General features: G+C 36.4%; 16 protein-coding genes. 10 read left to right on the top strand and 6 right to left on the bottom strand.

Annotation, left to right across the window (positions count from 1 at the left end):
- Positions 1-108 precede the first annotated feature (108 nt).
- From NBX25_RS09905 to NBX25_RS09895, 3 genes are read left to right on the top strand one after another with little or no spacing between them, the layout of a single operon-like run.
- Positions 109-3,639 (top strand): SusC/RagA family TonB-linked outer membrane protein, encoded by a 3,531-nt coding sequence (locus tag NBX25_RS09905; RefSeq protein WP_250253531.1) that lies wholly within the window; start codon positions 109-111, stop codon positions 3,637-3,639.
- An 11-nt stretch (positions 3,640-3,650) separates the two neighbouring features.
- Positions 3,651-5,009, top strand: a complete 1,359-nt coding sequence (locus tag NBX25_RS09900; RefSeq protein WP_250253530.1) for a RagB/SusD family nutrient uptake outer membrane protein — start codon at positions 3,651-3,653, stop codon at positions 5,007-5,009.
- Between the two features lie 32 nt (positions 5,010-5,041).
- On the top strand, positions 5,042-6,445 hold the full coding sequence (locus tag NBX25_RS09895; protein WP_250253529.1) for a peroxiredoxin family protein: 1,404 nt from the start codon (positions 5,042-5,044) through the stop codon (positions 6,443-6,445).
- 36 nt (positions 6,446-6,481) lie between these two features.
- Here NBX25_RS09895 and NBX25_RS09890 read toward each other — a convergent pair whose 3' ends face one another.
- The 3 genes from NBX25_RS09890 to NBX25_RS09885 all read right to left on the bottom strand — a co-directional run bounded on the left by NBX25_RS09890 (position 6,482) and on the right by NBX25_RS09885 (position 7,607).
- Positions 6,482-6,754, bottom strand: coding sequence for a hypothetical protein (locus NBX25_RS09890; RefSeq protein ID WP_250253528.1), 273 nt, complete (start codon positions 6,752-6,754; stop codon positions 6,482-6,484).
- A 103-nt stretch (positions 6,755-6,857) separates the two neighbouring features.
- Positions 6,858-7,304: a MauE/DoxX family redox-associated membrane protein gene (locus NBX25_RS24790; protein ID WP_349815573.1), complete on the bottom strand. Its 447-nt coding sequence runs from the start codon at positions 7,302-7,304 to the stop codon at positions 6,858-6,860.
- 60 nt (positions 7,305-7,364) lie between these two features.
- Positions 7,365-7,607 carry a hypothetical protein gene (locus tag NBX25_RS09885; RefSeq protein WP_250253527.1) on the bottom strand — a complete coding sequence of 81 codons (243 nt, stop codon included), beginning with the start codon at positions 7,605-7,607 and terminating at the stop codon, positions 7,365-7,367.
- 250 nt (positions 7,608-7,857) lie between these two features.
- Between NBX25_RS09885 and NBX25_RS09880 the strand changes: the two genes are divergently transcribed.
- A complete protein-coding gene (locus NBX25_RS09880) occupies positions 7,858-9,597 on the top strand; it encodes a helix-turn-helix domain-containing protein (RefSeq protein ID WP_250253526.1) in 1,740 nt (579 codons plus the stop codon).
- 71 nt (positions 9,598-9,668) lie between these two features.
- Here the strand turns inward: NBX25_RS09880 and NBX25_RS09875 are convergent, their stop codons facing one another.
- The 3 genes from NBX25_RS09875 to NBX25_RS09865 are packed head-to-tail and all read right to left on the bottom strand — an operon-like array spanning position 9,669 to position 13,732.
- Complete coding sequence (locus tag NBX25_RS09875; protein WP_250253525.1) at positions 9,669-11,222, bottom strand: hypothetical protein; 1,554 nt, start codon at positions 11,220-11,222, stop codon at positions 9,669-9,671.
- Complete coding sequence (locus tag NBX25_RS09870; protein ID WP_250253524.1) at positions 11,212-12,228, bottom strand: caspase family protein; 1,017 nt, start codon at positions 12,226-12,228, stop codon at positions 11,212-11,214. Before NBX25_RS09870 ends, NBX25_RS09875 begins: the two co-directional genes overlap by 11 nt.
- Positions 12,229-12,232: 4 nt before the next feature.
- The gene (locus NBX25_RS09865) at positions 12,233-13,732 is read right to left on the bottom strand and encodes an alpha/beta hydrolase (RefSeq protein ID WP_250253523.1); all 1,500 of its coding nucleotides are present in this window, start codon (positions 13,730-13,732) and stop codon (positions 12,233-12,235) included.
- 161 nt (positions 13,733-13,893) lie between these two features.
- Between NBX25_RS09865 and NBX25_RS09860 the strand changes: the two genes are divergently transcribed.
- The 6 genes from NBX25_RS09860 (at position 13,894) to NBX25_RS09835 (ending at position 20,524) form a co-directional block, all read left to right on the top strand.
- On the top strand, positions 13,894-14,055 hold the full coding sequence (locus NBX25_RS09860) for a hypothetical protein (RefSeq protein WP_250253522.1): 162 nt from the start codon (positions 13,894-13,896) through the stop codon (positions 14,053-14,055).
- A gap of 332 nt (positions 14,056-14,387) precedes the next feature.
- Complete coding sequence (locus NBX25_RS09855) at positions 14,388-16,553, top strand: type VI secretion system Vgr family protein (protein ID WP_502799748.1); 2,166 nt, start codon at positions 14,388-14,390, stop codon at positions 16,551-16,553.
- Between the two features lie 2 nt (positions 16,554-16,555).
- Positions 16,556-17,377 (top strand): hypothetical protein, encoded by an 822-nt coding sequence (locus tag NBX25_RS09850; protein ID WP_250253521.1) that lies wholly within the window; start codon positions 16,556-16,558, stop codon positions 17,375-17,377.
- Positions 17,378-17,662: 285 nt separating this feature from the next.
- Positions 17,663-19,234 carry a polymorphic toxin type 15 domain-containing protein gene (locus NBX25_RS09845; protein WP_250253520.1) on the top strand — a complete coding sequence of 524 codons (1,572 nt, stop codon included), beginning with the start codon at positions 17,663-17,665 and terminating at the stop codon, positions 19,232-19,234.
- Between the two features lie 42 nt (positions 19,235-19,276).
- The gene (locus tag NBX25_RS09840; RefSeq protein ID WP_250253519.1) at positions 19,277-19,834 is read left to right on the top strand and encodes a T6SS immunity protein Tdi1 domain-containing protein; all 558 of its coding nucleotides are present in this window, start codon (positions 19,277-19,279) and stop codon (positions 19,832-19,834) included.
- Between the two features lie 129 nt (positions 19,835-19,963).
- Complete coding sequence (locus tag NBX25_RS09835; RefSeq protein ID WP_250253518.1) at positions 19,964-20,524, top strand: suppressor of fused domain protein; 561 nt, start codon at positions 19,964-19,966, stop codon at positions 20,522-20,524.
- The last annotated feature ends 187 nt before the right edge of the window (positions 20,525-20,711 follow it).

The following is a 20,711-nucleotide window of genomic DNA, read 5'->3' as shown; positions in this document are numbered from 1 at the left end:
TTCATATGTTGGCCTGAAAATATGCCGGAGTGTTAGCGCACTCCGGCGATCGGGTCTACATCATAAATTTCCAGCAACGAAAATTACTTTTTAACCCTACACAAATCTATGAAAAAACATGATTTTTCCAACAAGAAAAACATACCGCCATGGGTGGATATGTTTTCCCACAGGAGAAAACTTCTGCGCAATGGTATAAAGAGTGCAACGCTCTTTATACTGCTTGCCAGCGGTACAGCTTTACAGGCTCAACAGATTAGCCTTTCCTTGCATAAAGCGCCTTTGTCAAAAGCAATTTCAGAAATTCGGAAAGCGACCAAATATGATTTTGTTTACAATGAGGATCTACTGAAAAAAGTTGGCCCCATTACTGTAAACCTGAAAAATGCGTCATTAGAAGAGACATTACGAACACTCTTCGCAAACCAACCGATCGCATTTGAAATTGCGGATGGGATTATCATTTTGCAGGAGCGGAAAACATCGAATACTTCCAATTCAAAAAAAAAGGAAACCATAAAAGGAAAGATCGTCGATGAAAAGGGCAATCCATTAGCAGGGGCAACTATTCAGGTCAAGGGAAGCAACTTTGTGACGAACTCCGATAATAACGGAAATTTTGAATTACCAGCCGAGTATACTGAATTTGAGCTAAAGATCAGCTTTTTAGGTTATGCGCCATTGTCGGTATCAGCAAAATACATTGACCGTATAACATTGACAACCAATAACAATGTTATAGATGAGGTATCCGTTGTTGCCAGTGGATATCAATCTATTCCAAAGGAAAGAGCAACAGGGTCTTTTTCCAAGGTTGATAATGCTACTTTTAATAGACAGGTTTCAACTGATGTGATCAGCAGGCTGAAAGGAATTGCGCCATCCATTTTATTTGACGAGCGTTCAGGAAGCCCGAAGCTAACAATACGGGGACAAGCTACGATTTTTGGTAATGATCAACCGCTAATTGTAGTAGACAACTTCCCATATGAAGGTGATATCAACAATATCAATCCGAACGACATAGAGGACATTGATATTCTGAAAGATGCGGCGGCGGCTTCGATCTGGGGAGTTCGTGCTGGTAATGGTGTGATCGTCATAAAAACTAAAAGAGGACGAGCAGACCAGCCTATGAACATAGGGTTTATATCTAATGTCACCATAGGACAGAAGCCAGATCTGAACTATATTCCACAGATCAAACCAACCGATTTCATTGATATTGAAAAGATGCTTTTTGATAAGGGTTTTTACAATACTATTATTAGCAATACAGCATCAAATAGACCATATTCACCAGTTGTCAGCATACTCAATGATAAAAAAAATGGACTGCTGACGGCTGATGAAGCTACAGCACAGATTGACGCACTGAGGAAATATGACCTGCGTGATGAAATGAGCAAGTATCTCTACAGAAATAGCGTTAAACAACAATATGCTTTGAATTTTAATGGTGGAACAAATAAATACACATATTATTTTTCAGCGGGATTGGACAAAAATAGTAATTCGGAAAAGGAAAGTGGATTCAATAGAGTAAGCCTGAATAGTAATCAGGTGTTTAGACCAATTAAGCAACTGGAGATTTCTGCTGGACTTTCTTACAATCAGAATAATAACTCAACCTCGAATGTTGTTTCGATGCTATCTAATATGGGACAGGAGCAGATGTATCCATATGCGAGATTGGTTGATGATAACGGAAATCCCTCAATTGTAACAAAAGATCATAGCAATATACTTAAGCAAAAAGCAATTACAGATGGGCTGCTTAATTGGAATTTTGTTCCACTTGATGAACTTAAATATCAGGACAATAAAATAAAGCAATCTGAGATGCGTGTGAATGCCGCTCTTAAGTACAGTATCCTACCATCTTTATCAGCTGAAGCCAGATTTCAATATGAAAATCAAAAGGGAAATGGTCGAAATTACTACGATAAGGAAAGTTACTACATGAGGAATCAAATCAATCTATATTCAACATTTACTGACGATGCATTAATTAGAAATATTCCCTTGGGAGGGATGCTAGATAATTCCAATACAGAGCTTAATGCGCTCAATGGACGTTTCCAACTAAATTATGATCAAAAGTGGAATAAACACCAGATAAATGCAATAGCAGGATTTGAAGTTCGTGAGACAAAAGCAAATGGCATTTCAAATAGACTGTACGGTTTTGACCCCAATATTGGATCGAGTCTTATTGTAGATAATTTGACTCAATTTCAACTATATGGGAAGGGTATAACGGAATCAATTACCCCTTTAAACGATTATTCTGAAACGCTCGACAGAATGAGATCCAATTATGTTAATGCAGCATATAATTATGATTTACGATATGTTATATCAGGTAGTGCCCGCATAGATCAGTCTAATTTATTTGGTGTACAAACCAATCAAAAATCTGTTCCACTTTGGTCATTGGGAAGCAAATGGAATATTAATAAGGAAGCATTTTATAATATTGATTGGTTACCCGAATTAAGTTTCAGAGCAACCTATGGATATAGCGGAAATGTCGATCGAAAACTGACTGCCTACACAACGGCAATGGCCAGTATGAATTATACTAATAATCTACCAGCAGCATATTTGCTTAATCCACCAAATAAAAACTTGAGATGGGAGAAAAATAGGATGTGGAACATTGCGATAGATTTTTCGTTAAAAAGAAATCGTTTGTCAGGAAATATTGAATACTTTAATCGTAAAGGGACTGATTTGATTGGCAATGGTGCTATAGATCCCACAACTGGATTTTCTTCTTACAGGGGAAATGTGGCAAATATGGAGGGGAAAGGTTTAGATATTGAACTTAATTCTATAAATATTAAGACAAATAACTTCACTTGGCTAACAAATATAATTTTTTCATATGCCAAAGATAAAGTGACAAAATATCAGCGGACAGTAGGCATCAGTAATTTTTTAAATGATAATAGTCTTTATAGAAATCCTACGACTTATACACCGGTTGTAGGTAAATCCTTATTTAGTATATATTCTTATCCTTGGGCTGGGCTAGACCCCGAAACAGGTCAGCCTCGTGGATACTTAGACGGGCAACCTTCCACAGAATATACGAAAATTACAGCTTCTTTAGCACTAGATCCTGTTAATAATCTTATTTTTAATGGAAATGCATTACCTCCTTACTTTGGAGCCTTTCGGAATACTTTTAAATGTGTGGGTGTGGAACTTTCTTTCAACATCACATATCGTTTCGGCTATTATTTTAGGCGCAGTTCGATAATGTACACTACATTGTATAATAACTATGCAAGTCACGGTGACTATTATCAAAGATGGCAGGCTTCTGGAGATGAGATGAAGACCAATGTTCCTGCAATGATTTATCCAGCTAGTAGTGTTACAGATCAGTACTATAGGAATTCTGAAACGCTGGTAGAAAAAGGAGACCATATTCGATTGCAAGATATTCGCTTGTCATATAGCTTCAATGAAACATTCTTAAAGAAATTGAAAGTAACAAATTTACAAGCTTTTGCATTGGCAAATAATTTAGGAATTCTTTGGAAAGCGAATAAAATGGAATTAGATCCTGATTTCCCCTCAAACAAGCCTGTAAGAACATTAACATTTGGACTCCATTGTAATTTTTAAACTCAATTCCTATGAAAAAGATAAATTTTATTGTTATAATATATATTCTATGTGTATTAAGCGGTTGCTCCAAAGAATGGTTAGAAAAGAAGCAGGATATTAAATTGATTGTACCCACTGAATTAAATGATCTGGATATGTTACTTAACAATCCCAGCTTTTTAAATGATGGTCGTGGTGCATCAGAAATGTCTTCTGACGATGCGACATATTCTACGGAACAATTCAACGCATTGCCAAGGGATTTTTTAAGGAATCTTGCAACTTGGCAAGTCTCAGAATTTATTCAATATGGTACAGTAAATCAAGATGAATGGGATATTTCTTATAATCAAATTCAGATTTGCAATGTCGTTCTTGCTGCCCTTGAAAAAATTAGTAGAACAAATGAAAATGCTAATTTATATGATCGTATAAAAGGCACAGCCCTTTATCATCGCAGTAGACAGTTTTTAAATCTAGCGATGACATTTTGTAAATATTATGAACAATCAACGGCGAAAACTGATCTGGGTATACCTCTGAAAATATCAGATGATATAGATGAAAATATTTTCAGAGCATCTTTGGAAGATACTTATCGGAAAATAGTTTTTGATTTAAAATTATCTTGTAGCTTGTTGCCATTGCAAAAGGTCTCACTAACTCATATCGCAAAGGGTGGCGCATATGCATTGTTAGCAAGAACCTATTTGTTCATGGATCAATACGAAGAGGCTAGGATGGCTGCGGATAGTAGTTACAAATATCACAGTTTTATTGAAGATTATAATTCTATTAATAGCTCTCCATCACGTCCTTTAAATATACAAAGTAAAGAAATCCACATTCCATTAGAACCAAGAATCGCGGTGAGTTATGCCACTACTGGTAGGATTGATAGTATTTTATATGGGACCTATGATAAGAATGATCTAAGAAAGAACTTATTTTTTAAATTGGAATCAGATGGTAAATATTCCTTTAGAGGTCATTACAGATCCGCTTTGTTTTCCGGCACTACAACACCGGAAGTATTACTAATTAGTGCCGAATGTAATGCAAGGCTTGGCAATATTGCTATTGCTATGCAAAAACTAAATCTCATCTTGGAAAAACGCTTCAAGAAAGGAACGTATGTTTCTCTGCAGGCATCAACAAAAGATGAATCTTTAAACATAATTTTGTTGGAAAGAAGAAAAGAACTCCTTACTAGATGTCTTCGCTGGCAAGATTTAAAGCGATTAAATAGAGATCCACAATATACTAAGACTCTTAAAAGGTCAATAGGACTACAAAATTATTTATTGCCTCCAAATGATCCACGGTATGTACTGCCCATACCGCAGTATATTATCAATTTTAATGGCTTAGAGCAAAACAAATATTAACCATGAAAAGCCACATAATTCTTATAATATTTATGAATCTAGTAGCTATAGCTGGATTCACCCAGAAACTTACAAAAGTATCAGGATACATTCCCGAAAGTAAAGATTCGTCTGTATTAGTTCAATTAATTATCAACGACCCTAAAGCTATAAAAATTGCCAATCAAAGGCTATTGGAGGCAAAAACAGATCAAGGATTGTTTTCCTTTGATTTCGAAATCGATACGCCAAGTATGATAGTAATAAAAGCACAAGGTCGAAACATATTATTTCCTGGGGTGTATAATTTATTGGTTGAACCGGGTGATAGCTTGAACATCAAAATACCCAGTCTGAAAAAGCTTGGATTACTTAATATTGAGGTTACAGGTAATGGAAAAGAGAAAATTGATTTTTTAAAAGAAATTATTAAACCGCTCGTCCCCATTTATAAAACAGATCCTCATTATCAATCCCTGCAATTTCGTTTTGAAACTACTGACAGAAAATTAAACTGTATTGATTCAGTATACAGATCATTTAAAGGAAAGATAAGCCAACATGCTAAAGATATCTTGCGAGCCTACCAATACCATTATACCCTCGATATACCACTTCTTGGTATAGCAAGAAATAAAAGCGATTCTGTTCGATATTTCTTTGATAAGTATATAATCCTGAAAAAAAGGATGAATGTCTTGTTAGATCCCGAGGTGATAAATTATTTTCCACCCCATGTTCTTTATAATTATGTCTATTTAGCATCTTTTACCAATCCTGCACAACAAACTGGTATAAATTTCATAAAAAACAATCCAATCGATTTCGCTAATTTAATAATTAAAAATTTTGATAAGAATTCTGCTATTAAGGAATATCTGTTAGCGGATTTAACTTTAAGCAACTTAGCTAGGAACATGCTTAGTGACAATGCGAAAGATTTATATAATTTTTATGGTGAAAATGTATCAATTAATAGTGTTTTTTTTCTGGAGGTACAAAATTTATATAATTATAATATCTTAAATCTCGCGCCTGGGTCGACATTTTTTAAATTTGAGTTGCCGGATAGTACTGGGACAGTACACAGATTAAATGACTACAAAGGAAAAGTTATCGTTTTAGATTTTTGGTTCTATGGATGTGTGGGCTGTGCACAAATTACTAAAGCATTGGATCTGTTGGAAACTCGATTTGATAGGAACAAAGTTGAATTTATTTCTGTAAATATAGATACTAGAAAGACGTGGTTAGCTGGTATTGGTAAATTTACAAGTCTAAATGCCACACATTTGTATACTGATGAACAGCATGCTAATCACCCCCTTATCAAATATCTTAATTTTACAACATATCCAAAATTGGTTGTTATTGACCAAAATGGGAAAATGGTCGGGAGCCCGCCTGATCCTAGAAGCAAAGGTGAGGAATTTGTTAGATTTATTAATTCTCTATAACAGAAAGGAGAACCTTTTTGGTTCTCCTATTTAAATTTACTCCTCTCTTTCACCTGTTTTAATCAATGCAGGATTATCAGTTGGTTCATGTGTTGATAAATCATACTCTTGGGAGCATATTGGTCCTTCTTCATTATTGCAATCCCCCTCACCCATAACTTGTTCAGGTGTCCATGATCCATCTACTGGATTTGAATAAAAAACTCCTGTTGATAATTTTGAATCAACTTTTGCCGGAGCAAAAGAGAAAGCTGTAAACGTACCTAGTGCAATTGCTGCAACTCCTAAGGTAATTCTAAGTGATTTCATGATGTTTGGTGCTTTTATAGATCAAAAAGCTAAACTTTAGTTTTTTGCCTACTCTGGGTTTCAGGTTTTCGGCTTCCCCTGTTTTGGTTATTAGTTTTAAAATTTAGTACGTGGTCTGAACATGACTACTGTGTGGCGGACTTTTATACGAAAACATGATCAGACCAATGATATTTAGCGTCAGCACCGCAAGATTAATCCACAGTTGATCATTCCAGTTCAACCCTCTAAAAAGTGAAATACATGAACATGGTATGCTTGGTGCAAATTTTAAGATATAGATGAGATATCCTGTATATAACAGCAGAACAGATAGCGAGGTAATAAGTCCAATTTTCCTCCAAGACTTCTTTAGCAGCAGTAACACAAGTAATAAATGCAGTAGTTGTAAACAGTAAGGCAAAGCTGATCCCATGGAGGACAGTAGGTATGCACCATTGATCTGCCTTCTGAAAGTGTCAAAATCAAGAACCTTACTGGCAAATGTATATGCCCACATGAGTAGGAGTAAGAATATAATTGTTTCGGCTATCAAGTTTTTCGTTCGCATGGTATGAGTATTTTGTGATTCAAGTTGAAAGGTTATTCCACACACTGTTTAAATCGAGCATTATTTCGAGGTCCTCCATTGGCCACCATGTCTGATCGGTGGGTCTTTGATCGTCTCATCAGTGTCGGCGTCGTTGGAGACTATTCCTGCTTGAATTGTATCGCTATTTTTTGACATTTCTGTTTTTGAGTTGACAGTATTCAGTTTTTCCAGTTCTAGCGGTTCCTCAATTTCGGATTCTCGACAGGAGTGTAAAATGACCGCTCCTGCGATGATTAATATTGTTGAGATAATAGTTTTCATTTTGTTAAAAATTTTAAGAATTATCCCGGCCGGTTATTTCGAATTCAAGAGCGAAGGTAGAGGGCATTTGAAGACGGAAAAACTGTTTATTGCGCCCGTTGAACAATTTGAATGCGCAAATTGTTCAAATTGAGCATTGTTATAGAATTGATAATCAATGTTTTAAAATGTTTTTATGGTATGTTGCAGTTTTTCGTTTTTGATAAATCATGGTTTGGCGATTTTTACTAATTTTATATAAACTTGACCTATGAAATTCTCCTCTTTTCATATCATAATTGTTTTATGTTTGTTGCACTGTGAATTTCTCTGTGCCCAGCAAGAGGAATACAGTAAGTATTATTATATCAGGAGAAATTATGAAGTATTCTCAGAGAATGATTTCAGGGCGCTTCCATTCATACGTCAGTACATTGCTGAAGCAAAAAAGGATAAGGATTATGATAAATTATATCAGGGATATGCAGACGGTGTCGAATTTTCCGCTGATCGCAATGAAAAGCTAAAATTTGCAGACAGTACAATCATTGCCGCCAAATTATCCCGCAAACAGGCGCTAGTAAGTTCTGCATGCCTTGAAAAGGGAGTTGTCTACTATTTCCATTTCAAAAAATACCAATTGGCATTGAATGAGTTTCTTATAGCAGTTCAGTATGCACCAAAAGATACAGATCCCTATTATCAGAACCGGCTAAATTATCTGATCGGTGTTGTCAAAAGCTATATAGGCTACTACGATGAGGCATTGCCCATATTTATAAAGACACGGAACCATTTTGCGTCAGAGCTAAAGAAACAGCAAGATCCTAATATTCTATATGATTCTAGGAGGGGTAACTATAATAGTCTTCATCAGATGGCTATTTGTTATCGAAATATGGGAAAATTTTCACTTGCCGATTCTATTGTTAGCATCGGACTTAAAGAAATCGGTTCCACCCGTGAACATAGGCAGGAATCTGGATATTTTATAAAAGAAAAAGGAATTTCAGAGTTTCGGCAAAAAGAATTTTCAACTGCTATCGCCTCACTTATGGCTTCATCAGTAGCACTTTCAAAAATTAATGATTTTTCATGGTTAGCTGTAAACTATTCATATTTGGGGAAATCCTATCTTGCATTGGGTGATGAACCAGATGCTTTAAAAAACTTTGAAAAAGTCGATTCCATTTTTCAGAGGCATGGTTTCATTGTTCCAGAAGTTCGGGATACCTATGAACTTTTGATTGATCATTACAAAGCAAACAATGGAGTAGAGAAGCAGTTATATTATACCAATCAGCTTTTAAAAGTAGATAGTGTCTTATTCAGAGATTTCAATTATCTGTCCCGAAAGATAAGCAAGGAGTATGATACACGTTTACTGAAAGAAGATAAAAAACGACTAGAAAAGAAATCCATAAAAGATAAAGTGGCCCAATGGGGTTTAGGTACAGTGGCAGTCACTTTTGCTGCGACTATGTTGTTTTATAAAAGAAGAGAAAAAAGAATCCGAACGAAATATGACATTCTGGAGCAAAAGATCAAAGCTAGAGACAGTGCCAATATAGCTATTAAAATAGAAGAAAAGCAAGATGGCAATAAGCTTGAAATTGACCAAAAAGTTATAGAGGAAATACTGCATAAATTACAGGATTTTGAGGATAAGGGAGGATTCAGGGAGAATGGGATTACACAGCATAAATTGGCTGATAAATTTGATACTAATCATTTCTATCTGTCACAGATCGTGAACGAATACAAAGGCATGAATTTTACGAAATACCTCATAGATTTAAGGATAAAATATATAACTGATAAACTCTATAGTGACCCGGAATACCGCAAATATAAGATCGAAACCCTTGCTGAAGAATGTGGTATGGGCTCAAGAAATCATTTTTCGAAACTTTTCAAAGAAATCAATGGAATAGGCCCTGCCGAATTTATCAAGAGACGCATGCACGATATTAATATGGAGCAGAACCTCACCATTGAGACAATAGTATAGCGATTCCAATTTGAGTTTTTAATTCACCCTGTCTTAATTCAGGAGATTACCTGACATCAGGCAGGAATAATTTACAGTATATTATCTAAGTCATCAATTATTAGTTTATAAATGTTGTCCTTTAAATTATCTGTCTGTTCATTCTTGTCCTGTAATAAATTTTTCCGGTTATTATTGATTAACTCATTCTTAATGTTATCAATGCTATGTTCAACCATTGACTGTGTTACCTGAAACTGTAATGCTAAGCTTTTCGTCGTTACTGGACTTTCTTTCTTTGCCATTAGTTGTGAAGTAATACTGAGACTCAGCCAATCTTCAAGTCGAAGCTTCTTAGGTTTAGGTAAGGATTTTATTATTTTTTCATAAGGGTTATTTTCCAGTTGAAAAGTTTCGAAAATCCTAATCTGTTCCGAATAATTCCATACTACATCTTTATAAGAGTTTTCAAGAGGTCTATATGATGTCCAGGCACAGTCACTATGTAGATTTGAAATAATTTCTTCACACATGTCATTTATAGTAATCTTGTCAGGATATTTAATGGAGTGCTCAATAAATGCTCTCATTCCTACATTAAACATGCAAGGTTCCTGCAACTCCATGTGAGGTATAGGATCTCCGAAATGATTTGCGGCCAGTAATCGTAGTGCTTTTAGGTCAGAAGCATTTTCCAGGGGTAATATCCTTTCTTCAATATTCCGCAGCATTATACGAAAAAGATTGTCATTTGTTTCTTCATTGCTAAGTAAATAGGCGTAGCAAACCGCAATTGCTAAAATGGGATTGCGCCATTTTGAATGTGCAGTATTACTAATCAGAGACTGTGGAACATAATAGATCCCATTTTCCAGATTTCTTAAAATTGCGTCTAACTGAATTGTTTCCTGTTCTTGCAATCTATGATGGCTGTTCTGTCGAACAAGTTGAACCCTTGCTGTCGAAAAAATAGGTGTGCGCTTGAAAGTGAGATAGAATTGGGTTTGCCATTCTGGAAATACATACAATGGAATTTCTCTTAATTTAGAATTACCTTTATATACAAGATAGTAGATACCGGGTTCTATTTTTGCGTGGAATGCCAACCAACCGTCACGTGTATCTTCTTTAATGTTTGTTTCATTATACAGGCGATAAATTACCTTTCTATCACTATCCAATATTGAAAAGCGCCATCCCATAGACTGGGCTACATTTTCCTGCTTTCCTTTTATAATTTCATCGGGGTATCTAAAAAATAAAAACAACGATGCATCATTATCGCTAATTTCCATGTTATCCATAGTGGATCTTTGGCACCACTGATTAACAGCAATTTGGTAATAATTTTTGGTACTTCGCAAGAAATCTGCCGGAATAGACGAAAAGGAGCCTTTATTTTCCCATGTTAAGTGAAGATCTTCTTCCAATCTGATGAATTTCTGTTCAAATTTTTCATTGGAAAAGATCTGTAATTGATAAAGCCCGCGGGGTAAATTTTTTGTTATCTCCTCATGTCGGCTAACTAACATTTCTCCTTTACCACTGAATAGTTTAAGTAAAACAAATTCACTTAATGGCCCTACAACAGAAAAGTTAAAATTAAACTCTTGTTGTTCATTTATTTCTTGTGTTCTAAATACCATAACTTACTGTTTTTAGCGTTCCATCAATCCTTATCATTTTTGCAAAAGATTGTTCATCTTCATAATAAATGGTGTAAAGGCCTTTGTAAAGGTCTACTGTCCAAGGTTCATTTACATCTGAGATACCTTCTTTTAAAACTTTAAGTTCTGAATCTTCCAATATTGCCTTTTTACCGCTGACGGTAAAAGTAATCTGCACATTGGTAATATTTACAGTCAGTCCATCTATTATTGTCGTGTCAGCATGATCACCCTGAATATTTGGGACCTGAACTTTTTTAGTTTGCGCAGCGATCTTTGGCAGATCTCTTTCGAGGTGATTTGCTAACGAAAGGGAAGTTATTTTGCCATCTTTTTCAGCTGCTCCCCTTAAGCCGCGTAAAAGCGATTCCGTAAATATTCCCCTGATTCCATCTTCTTGTAAACTGCCACTTTCTGACTGTATAAGCGCTTCATAAGCTTGATTAGTAAATTCGGAAGCTGAATAGACATATGATCTGCATGCTCCTGCCGTCGCAGCAGGCATAACGTTGCCAAACGATGGTGGCGCACCATTCACGGCTACTTTCCGATTTCTGCAACAATCAAAGAAAAAGAATATTTCACTGAAAATTCCTGATTCGATCAAAGTGGTACGGTAATCACCTGATGAAAGGGCGTGGTTTCTAAAAAAGGTATCCCACTGAGGTAGAACAAGCGCTGTGTCATTCCAGGATAAACCAAGACCATGTCCGGAAAAGTAGAAATATAACCTTCTGCCTTTTCGCCTCTTGGTTCTGCTGTTGATTTTACCGAAACATTGATCAATGGTATACTGTATAGGTAATAGAGAATCTTTTTCTGAAAGTACCAGATAGCAGTTATCAGGTGGAACATATCCTCCCTTTTCGTCAACAACCCAATTATGAAATCTTTTGGCGTCCTTATCCGGCCCTTTTAACGTTGCTAATTCAGCATAGTGGTTAACACCAACTATTACTGCATAATCGTCTATATTTGCAGGCATTTTGTTATTGCTTTATTATATGTATAATACTATCCAATGTCGTTTCTTCATCATCGTCAAAGGCTCCATGTTTTCGTGCTCCAGATCGGAATCCGTCTAACGCGCTTTTATCCGTCACTGAATAAACAGTATGACCTTCTTTTTTTAGAAAATCTGATATTTGGATGGCATTATTATCATTATATGGGTGATTCCCTGTCGTATGTCTTTGGAGCCCTAAAATCAATGCATCGCTCTCATCTTCCAGTATCCCTGAAATTAGATATAGGAGGGATCTTGGGTACACAAAGTAAAACAGTCTATCCTTTTTCTCATATTCGTCGGACATAGTGAAACATCTGAATGAAGTAAAGATCGAAGGGTTTTTAAGGATGGTATCTTTAAAAAGATCTGTACGACATGCTGGAGCCATGAAAATAACATTGCGAAATTTTATGTCATAGCCTTTGGCCGATATCATTTTTATCAATTCACAGATGACGATAGAACCAGCAGAATGTCCCACTAAATCGATTGTTAATTTTTTGCCTGTTTCTTCTTGATACTCAGCAAGCTTTTTTATGAAATATAATCCTACAGGCCACTGAGTGTAGTCTCCTTCAAAGTCGCTGTGCTTCCACATATCTGTGGCTTTCTTTTTCATATTTCCCCAAAGCCAATTCCCAAGTTCCGAAACATACAATTCACGCATGGTCTCTTCGGCGACTGTTGGATAAAAATCATGATTTCTTTTTTTTATATAACGCTTTATAACACGGATTGCAACTTTGGTTGCTCCTATAATCACTTCCATTGTGGTGATTAACCCTTTGGCATTTTCTTCTAAATTGTGCTTGTACTTAGGATCTAAGATATCTTCTTCAGCCTGACTTTTTTCAGTAGAAATAAGTTCCTGTAGCTCTGGGTCGCTTTCTATTTCTAGTTCGAGCTCTGCTTGCAATTCACTCTCTAGGATCTGAATACCACTTTCATCCATTGCAGATTCAGCATCTAAGATTGTTGCCGATTTTGCGCCCGCATTAATCTGATAGCTTTCAAAAGGTGCTTCTTTTCTGAGTTCGGCTTCAATTTCTTCTTCTGTAAATTGAGCAAAACCTTTTGCACCGTCGAAAAGATCATCAGGTTCAATTCCTAATTTTGGACCTGTGACCTTTAAAACTTTTATTAAAATTTTCCTGAAAAAATCAGAATTAGAAATGGTCGTTAGATTATCTGTAATTGTCTTCATCCAGCCTGTTTCCCAGACAAAGCAGAATGCATGGGAATCAGAACCTGAGCTGCTATACCTTACAATTCTTTCAGCGGTTTTCAATCCTTCGTCCGCGGGAACCAATCCACCGTGAAAGTATAACAGTAACTTAGATTTATTATTATCCTTTAAGAAGTTGAACAATGAATCAACCTCCTCTGGTGTTGAATTGTACAGGGGATTATTGTCAGGGTAGAATGTCCCATGTTTTCCAACATGGACGTAATTGATCCGGTTTAATAGGTTATTTGGCATTAGTAATGGCTTGTTAGTTTCTAGCTACAATATAATAAATTTTTGAACACTAATATGCAGGATAAATATTGTTTTGCATTTCAGTTAAAAAAAACATTTGTTTGCTGGATCAATCGGGATTTTCTAATTTTTGCTATAAGCTCATTTCCTATATTTAACTTATGATTGGTGAATTAATTAATGTAAAATGGACAAAGCGAGTTGTAAAAGAACAAGTGCGAGTTCCTGTGGAACTGCTGGAATTCATTGGCACAAATGAACAAGGCGATACTTTTAAAGTTTATGTTTACAAAGTTGAAAAAATAGAAAAGGACAGTAGGTAAACACTGTAAAACTCTGATTAGTAGAATTACGACAATTTTTAAAATAATGTCAAAATCATTTTGCCGTGAAGTTGTAAGGTATTATATTGCAAAACCAAAATCATTAAAATGCTTATGAAAAAGAATGAATACAACCAAACAATAGTTCGCGTATCTTAATACTTAAAGAGTAATTTCGACCCACGGAATTTCTTTTGGTACCATTATCAGATCTCTACTACGATAGCCTTGTGAAAGTACTACCTGCTTATTAATTTGTAGCCCTGGTAATTGAATTCACCGCTCGGTGATAAACCTTTTTAAATAACACAACCGAAAAAAATTATGTTATCATGTTTCAACAAGAAGATAATCTTTCCAGTAAGGGAATAGATTCATCCAAGAAAAACGTTTTGGATTCGTTAAGTGACGTCAATTTAGATGACGTTACTAATATTCCGGGTCCACAAAAAGAGTATCTTAAACAAGCAAAAAATATAACCGACACGGGGCGGCAGTTTCTGAATCAGCCGTTATTACCAAATGACCCCACCACTCTCAAGGAAAAAGTTTGGTCAAACCAGCCTACTTCCAAAATATTTAATGCAGCAGGGATTCCTGAAAATGCAATTGCAGGGATCAATAGGGTAGTAAAGCTCGATATTTTTGTCGATGGAAAAGAAATCAAATATTTCAAGCACCTTAAACTTACCCAAAGCGCTGTGAAGCACCATGAATTTGAGCTTACACTTGCTCATGATACCTTAGGAGCGGCGGAAAATCACAATCTGGAAGAGGCGCAAAATTTTCTGGGAAAAAGAATAACCATTGTCTTTAAATATAAAGATGTAGATAATAGCCCTGAGAGAAATTTTGTAGGAGTTATTACAGAAGTAGGTTTTAGCCAGGAAAAAGGAAGTCTAGGCAATCTTGTCATGACAGGCTATAGCCCCACAATATTATTGGATGCAGCACCGCATATTCAGAGTTTCGGCGGATCAAGACCTATCAGCCTAAATAGTATAGCAAGTGAAGTCATCAAAGAAGGCTTAGGTGCAGACAAATTTGATTTCAGGGTTGATTCCCGCTATGGAAATGTACCTTATAGTTGTCAGTATGAGGAGACACATTATAACTATCTGGCTAGAATGGCAGAAGCTTATGGTGAACAATTTTTCTATGATGGTGAAGTCCTTCATTTTGGACAGTTACCGCCGCAGGAGAAACCCGTTGTACTTACTTATGGCAGCAATCTGACTGATGTGAAAATCAAAATGAAGGCGCAGCATGTAAATCCAACATTCTATGGTTATAACAGTAGTAAAGATGAAAAATTCGCTGGTGGAAAAAGTAAAATTGACCATAAATCAGATATTGCCAAAAGAGCATATGAGATTTCTGAACGGACTTTTCAAACACCATCTTTACGTGTTGCCCCTATAAAAGCAGCAACCTTTATGGATATTGATGCATCGCAGAAAGGCACTGCCGGGAGTAAAGCGTCGGAAGTTTTTGTTACCTCAGGAAATACAACAGTTCCGTTTCTTCATCCTGGCTGTATAGCGGATATCGAGATGAGAAAAGCTAATAGTAGCGAAACCTCATACTTTACAAAACTGATGCTTATTGAAGTGATGCACGAAGTTGACGCTCGCGGGTATTATGATGGTTCATTTCAAGCGATTGCATCCGATACAGGATTCATCCCAAGGCCGGAATTTGTAGTTCCAACTGCGGAACCGCAGTTTGGGAAAGTAATGTCAAATACAGATCCACTCAATCAAGGGCGCGTACAGGTGCAACTGGACTGGCAACGTGGAAAAGATTCTACTGAATTTATCCGTGTAATGTCTCCCGATGCAGGTAGTAGCGATAAGGTCAGCAAAAATCGTGGATTTATGTCTGTACCTGAAGTGGGGGATCAGGTTATTGTAAATTTTGTCCATCTGCATCCCGATCGGCCATTTGTTATGGGAGGCATGTTTCATGGAAAAGTTGGCGCTGGTGGTGGTGAAGGGAATAATGTAATGAGTTTCAGTGGTAGGAGCGGAGCAGAATTGAAATTTCATAATGGTGCAGGTTCCATGAATCTACAGGATCAGGGCGGAGCAAACATGCATTTTGACGGAGCTGGAAATGCCACAACAAATGCAAAAACAGCCCATAGTGTAAATGCTGGCAGCAATAGTTCCATTAATGTCGGCGGTAAAAAAAATGCCCCGCCACAATCTCTCTTAAATATGGACGCAGCAGGTAATATTACGCTTGACGGCAAGACAAGTATAACCTTTCAGGTTGGCGGAAATAAAATTGTCATCGACAAAAAGGGGATTACCGGAACAGTTACCAATGGAAACATCAGTTTCGATGCGACTGCGGGAACATTTACTATTCATAGTAATGGCAACATGGATATCACGACCGATGCTGACTTAGCTATTGACAGTAAATCTTCAAAGATCAATTCAAGTGGGCCGACCAATATTACAGGGGCAGATGTAGAAATTAATAAAGGATAATTATGGAGTTCGATATTCAGGATATTGGGAAAACAAGAAAGTATGCTTTTCTCAGGGAAGAGCGCTATCAATTTCAGGGTTTGCGCAATGAGAATCATTTGGAAATTGGTCTCGATGTAAAGTTATTGTCCGTCTTTCAGGGAGTTCCCACCTTTAAAATCAATATAATTCGATATAAACAGAGTAATGCTACTGGCTTGTACAGTTGGGTGGGCGATATTCATGAGATTAGGAGTGAACTGATTTTTACACTAAATGAAAAAGGGCAATTAGGTACAATCTTAAATATGGAAGATATACGCCGGAAATGGGAAAAAATTAAACCTGAGCTTATAAAAGTACATAAGAAAGACTCGCACAAAGATATTTTTATTACAGGTATTAATGAACTTTTGGAAAACGCAGACAACTTATCGGATGCTTTACGTTTTGCACAGCCTTATCTTCTTTTATTTCCGGGTATTCATGCAAAGCAGTTAAAAAAAGATGAAGAGACAACTGGATATCGTGAACTTCCCAATTTTTTGGCGGCAAAAATGGTTCCGATTAATACCGTGGAAACGCTTACAGAATTAGAAGGCGGCAAAATCCAGATTGAAGTTAAGGGGACAATTGACGATGAAAAGTTTGAACAGGAGAAAGTTACTGCCATGATCAGGATTTTGAAAAACAGGCCACGCGTTCCAACACAGCTACAGTTAGGTTACATCGAAAGATACCGTTTGGATGAATGGCCTTGGTCTGAACAGAGTATGTGCATGAGTATAGCGGAAATTCCTGGTACGCTGTACCGTGAAGAAAGAAATATTTTAAAAGCAATATGATTTTTAAGATAGAGGATCTTGTCTTTCAAAATGACCGATACTTTATACTACTGAGCAGTAAGGATGCCGATAAACTAGCAGAACTAAACTGTCTAGATATCTATGCCGACAACGTAAAGATTAAACGTTTATCAGGTTGTCTGGTATCGGAAATATTAAAGATTCCTGATTTCACGGTCTTGGAGTCGAAAGAAAACCTAAGTGAATTGGAGCGGATTTTTAGAAAAACCAAATTGGTAGAAATCTGCACCTGCGTTAAGAACGTTAACTATAAATAAGTGGATCATGGCAAAAAAGTATGTGCCAGAGGGTGCTTTTCTCGCCTGCGATAAAGGAACGAGCCCATCGACATTACGGGTTAGCTTTAACAAAAATACGACAATATATGCGGTGCCAATGGCAACCGAGGCAGATAAGTTACCTTTTTTTCACCTTAAACCAATGGGACTTTGTACCTGTCCTGCAAAATGGGCTACGGGTGTTACCTGTTTACCTACGACCTTGCAATGGGATAATCCGAAGGATGGTGTAAAAATTAATGGAAACAGGATGCTTTTAGAAGATTCTACCTGCAATTGTATTTTTGGAGGTAAGATCAGTATATTTTTTGATAGGGCTTCCGCCGTTGCCTACGGTATAGGAGAGGGGAAAATGCCCAGCGATTACATTAAAGAAGGATTTGACTGGCTTGAACAAAAAACAAAAGAAAATCGAGCTGAGCGTGATAAAATGATTCCTGACTGGATGAAGCCAATAGCGGGAGCAAAGGATTGGTTTGATGATCTTGGAACGGGATTGGTGGAAGGCGCAGTGAATGGAGTAGTTGGACTTGGGGAAGTTATCTATCAGGTTGGGCAAGATCCGGTAGGTACTGCCGAAGCTTTAGGAGGTATGGTGAAAGAGGGGTATGAGGCGACCACTAAAGGACTTAATGAGGCATACAAATGGAGTACGACACCAGGCAATTTAGAAAAAGCAGCAAATTCAACATGGGATTGGGCTTCCAAAGAAGAAAATTGGGATAAGCTTGGAAATGATATTGTCAAGGGAGCTCAAGATACGGGCGAATGGATCGCTAAAAATCCTCGGAAGATCGGTACTACCGTTGGAGAATTTATACCAGATGCTGTTGCAGCTGTGTACACGGCCGGTGGCTCACTAGCAGCTACAGCAGGTAAGACAGCTTTAAAGGAAGGTGCAGAAGTAGTTGTTGAAAAGACTGTAAAGGAAGTTGCAGAGGCAGGTGCAGAAAAAGCAGGTAAAGAGGCTTTGGAAGCAGGTGCAAAAAAAGGAATAAAGGAAACCTTGGAGCAGCTAGCTAAAAAAGAAAGTGATGAAATTGCTGCTGTAGTTACTAGAAGTTTGCTTCCTAAATTTAAGGTAACTAATCCATTCCTAAAAAATATTGAGCATGATTTAGATGAGTTCATCCGACAATTGAAAGGTCAACAAGAAGGTTTAAATAAACTAAGTGTTGATGATTTTTTAAAGAACAGAGATGAATACCTGAAAAATGGAAGATCAGCAGAAGGTAGTGCTGCTCAGAAAAGGTTCAGACAAGAAGCATTGCAGGAAAGAATTGAAAACAATATTGAAAGTGGAATGTCTCCTAAAAAAGCAAAATTGGAAGCAGAAGAATGGATGAGTGATAAAGCAGCTCTACACGATCCAGATCAAATTGCTGGCGGATTCGGAGATAAAGTAACTGGGATGGGTGATAAAAGAGTAAATTCAAGCTTGGGTAGTCAGTGGAAAACAAGGATAGATGACCTTGATAAAAATGTCAGAGATGCTGCTGAGAAAATGAGCGAGGCGGAGCGAAAAAGTACATATTTAAACGTCGAACTATACCCGTAATAGGCTTTAAATGATTATATTTGTTATAGTAAAAAAGATATCATGTTTGAAAAATTTATTGAAGAATACGGAAATATTGAGCATAAAGTTGAGTTGCCAAATGATCACCTTGAGCAAGTAAAAAGCTTTTTACCGGATGAGCTTTTCAGTTTTATATCGAACGGTGCGGGAAGTTATATGGATGGTTTTTTTTGGGTAGTTGATCCGGTACAATTTGATCCTATTTTAAAGGAAATTTATGTTCCTGTCCATGAACCATCAATTTGTTTTGCTAGGGATGCTTTTGGGGGATTATATTCGTATGAGGGTGGAAGTGTGATTTATATAAACATCCGTCATAGCGTTTCAAAGGTGATTGGAAGAAAAGTCAATGTTTTGTTTAATTCGATAATGACTGATTGGGAATACTTTTCGGAAGAATTATTATTAGATAATTATGAACCAGCGAAAGAAAGACTTGGAAAAGTTGAAGCAGATGAATGTTATGGTTACGTGCCTCTTCTAGGGCTCGGGGGACCGGAAAAAGTAGAAAATTTACAAAAAGTTAAATTAAGAGAACATATATCCATAGTTGCACAAGCTTTAGGAAAGATCGAATAAAAGGAAAAATACCCTTAAATAGATATTAGTGATATAATGGAAGCTGCCTCTCAGGTAGCTTTTTTATTACATTTTGCCAGAGGAAACAGAATAGATTGATAGTTATTTTTTCATAAAATGCTTTTATAGATGAAACCAACAGAAAGACAAAAAGAATTATATAAAAAGCTCGCACCAATAGTAGGTACAGAACCTAAAGTCATTAAATATGGAGATGATACGGGTGAAAATGCTATTTTCATTATGGAATGTCCCGATCCTTTAGATAAAAATGTTATTTTTTATGCTACAATTGGATTGTCTGATTATTCCGTAGGTGATAAAAACTACGAACTAATGATTTCAGGATATTCGGCGCAAGATAAAGTGGGAAATATTGTGAGTACAAGTGCTTTTTTTTGTATTAAAGATCAATGGAAGGTTTCTGAAGGGGTGGTTTTTGAAAAACTTGTTGAAATGTATTACCCTGCTTCTGAAATGAAACAAATTTATTTTACTGCACCGTATTTGTGGGAGGATAAACTTGAAGATTTTATGGTGCAAAATGAAGAAGTCCATTTTCTTCTTGCTATTCCGATATCAGAACCTGAATTTGAATTATTTAAGCAAAAAGGTTCCGATGCTTTAGAGACATTGTTAGAAGAAAATGAAATTGATATTTTTGACATCAATAGAAAATCGATTTTATAATAAAATTAATGTCTAAAATATACATCAGAATTTGTTTTATGGAAGGCTGGATAAATATAAAATCATAGCATTAAATGAAGTTTGAAAAGCACCCGTCGGTGCTTTTTTTGTTTATAAACTTTGAAAATAATCCTTTTTATAATTAGATTTTCTTTTGAAATCGTGGCAAATTTGTTGGTTAGATTTA

The sequence above is a fragment of the Chryseobacterium sp. Marseille-Q3244 genome (genome assembly GCF_940807095.1).
GTDB lineage: Bacteria > Bacteroidota > Bacteroidia > Flavobacteriales > Weeksellaceae > Chryseobacterium.
Note: the sequence above shows the minus strand (reverse complement) of the source record. Positions and strands in the feature narration are given on the sequence as shown.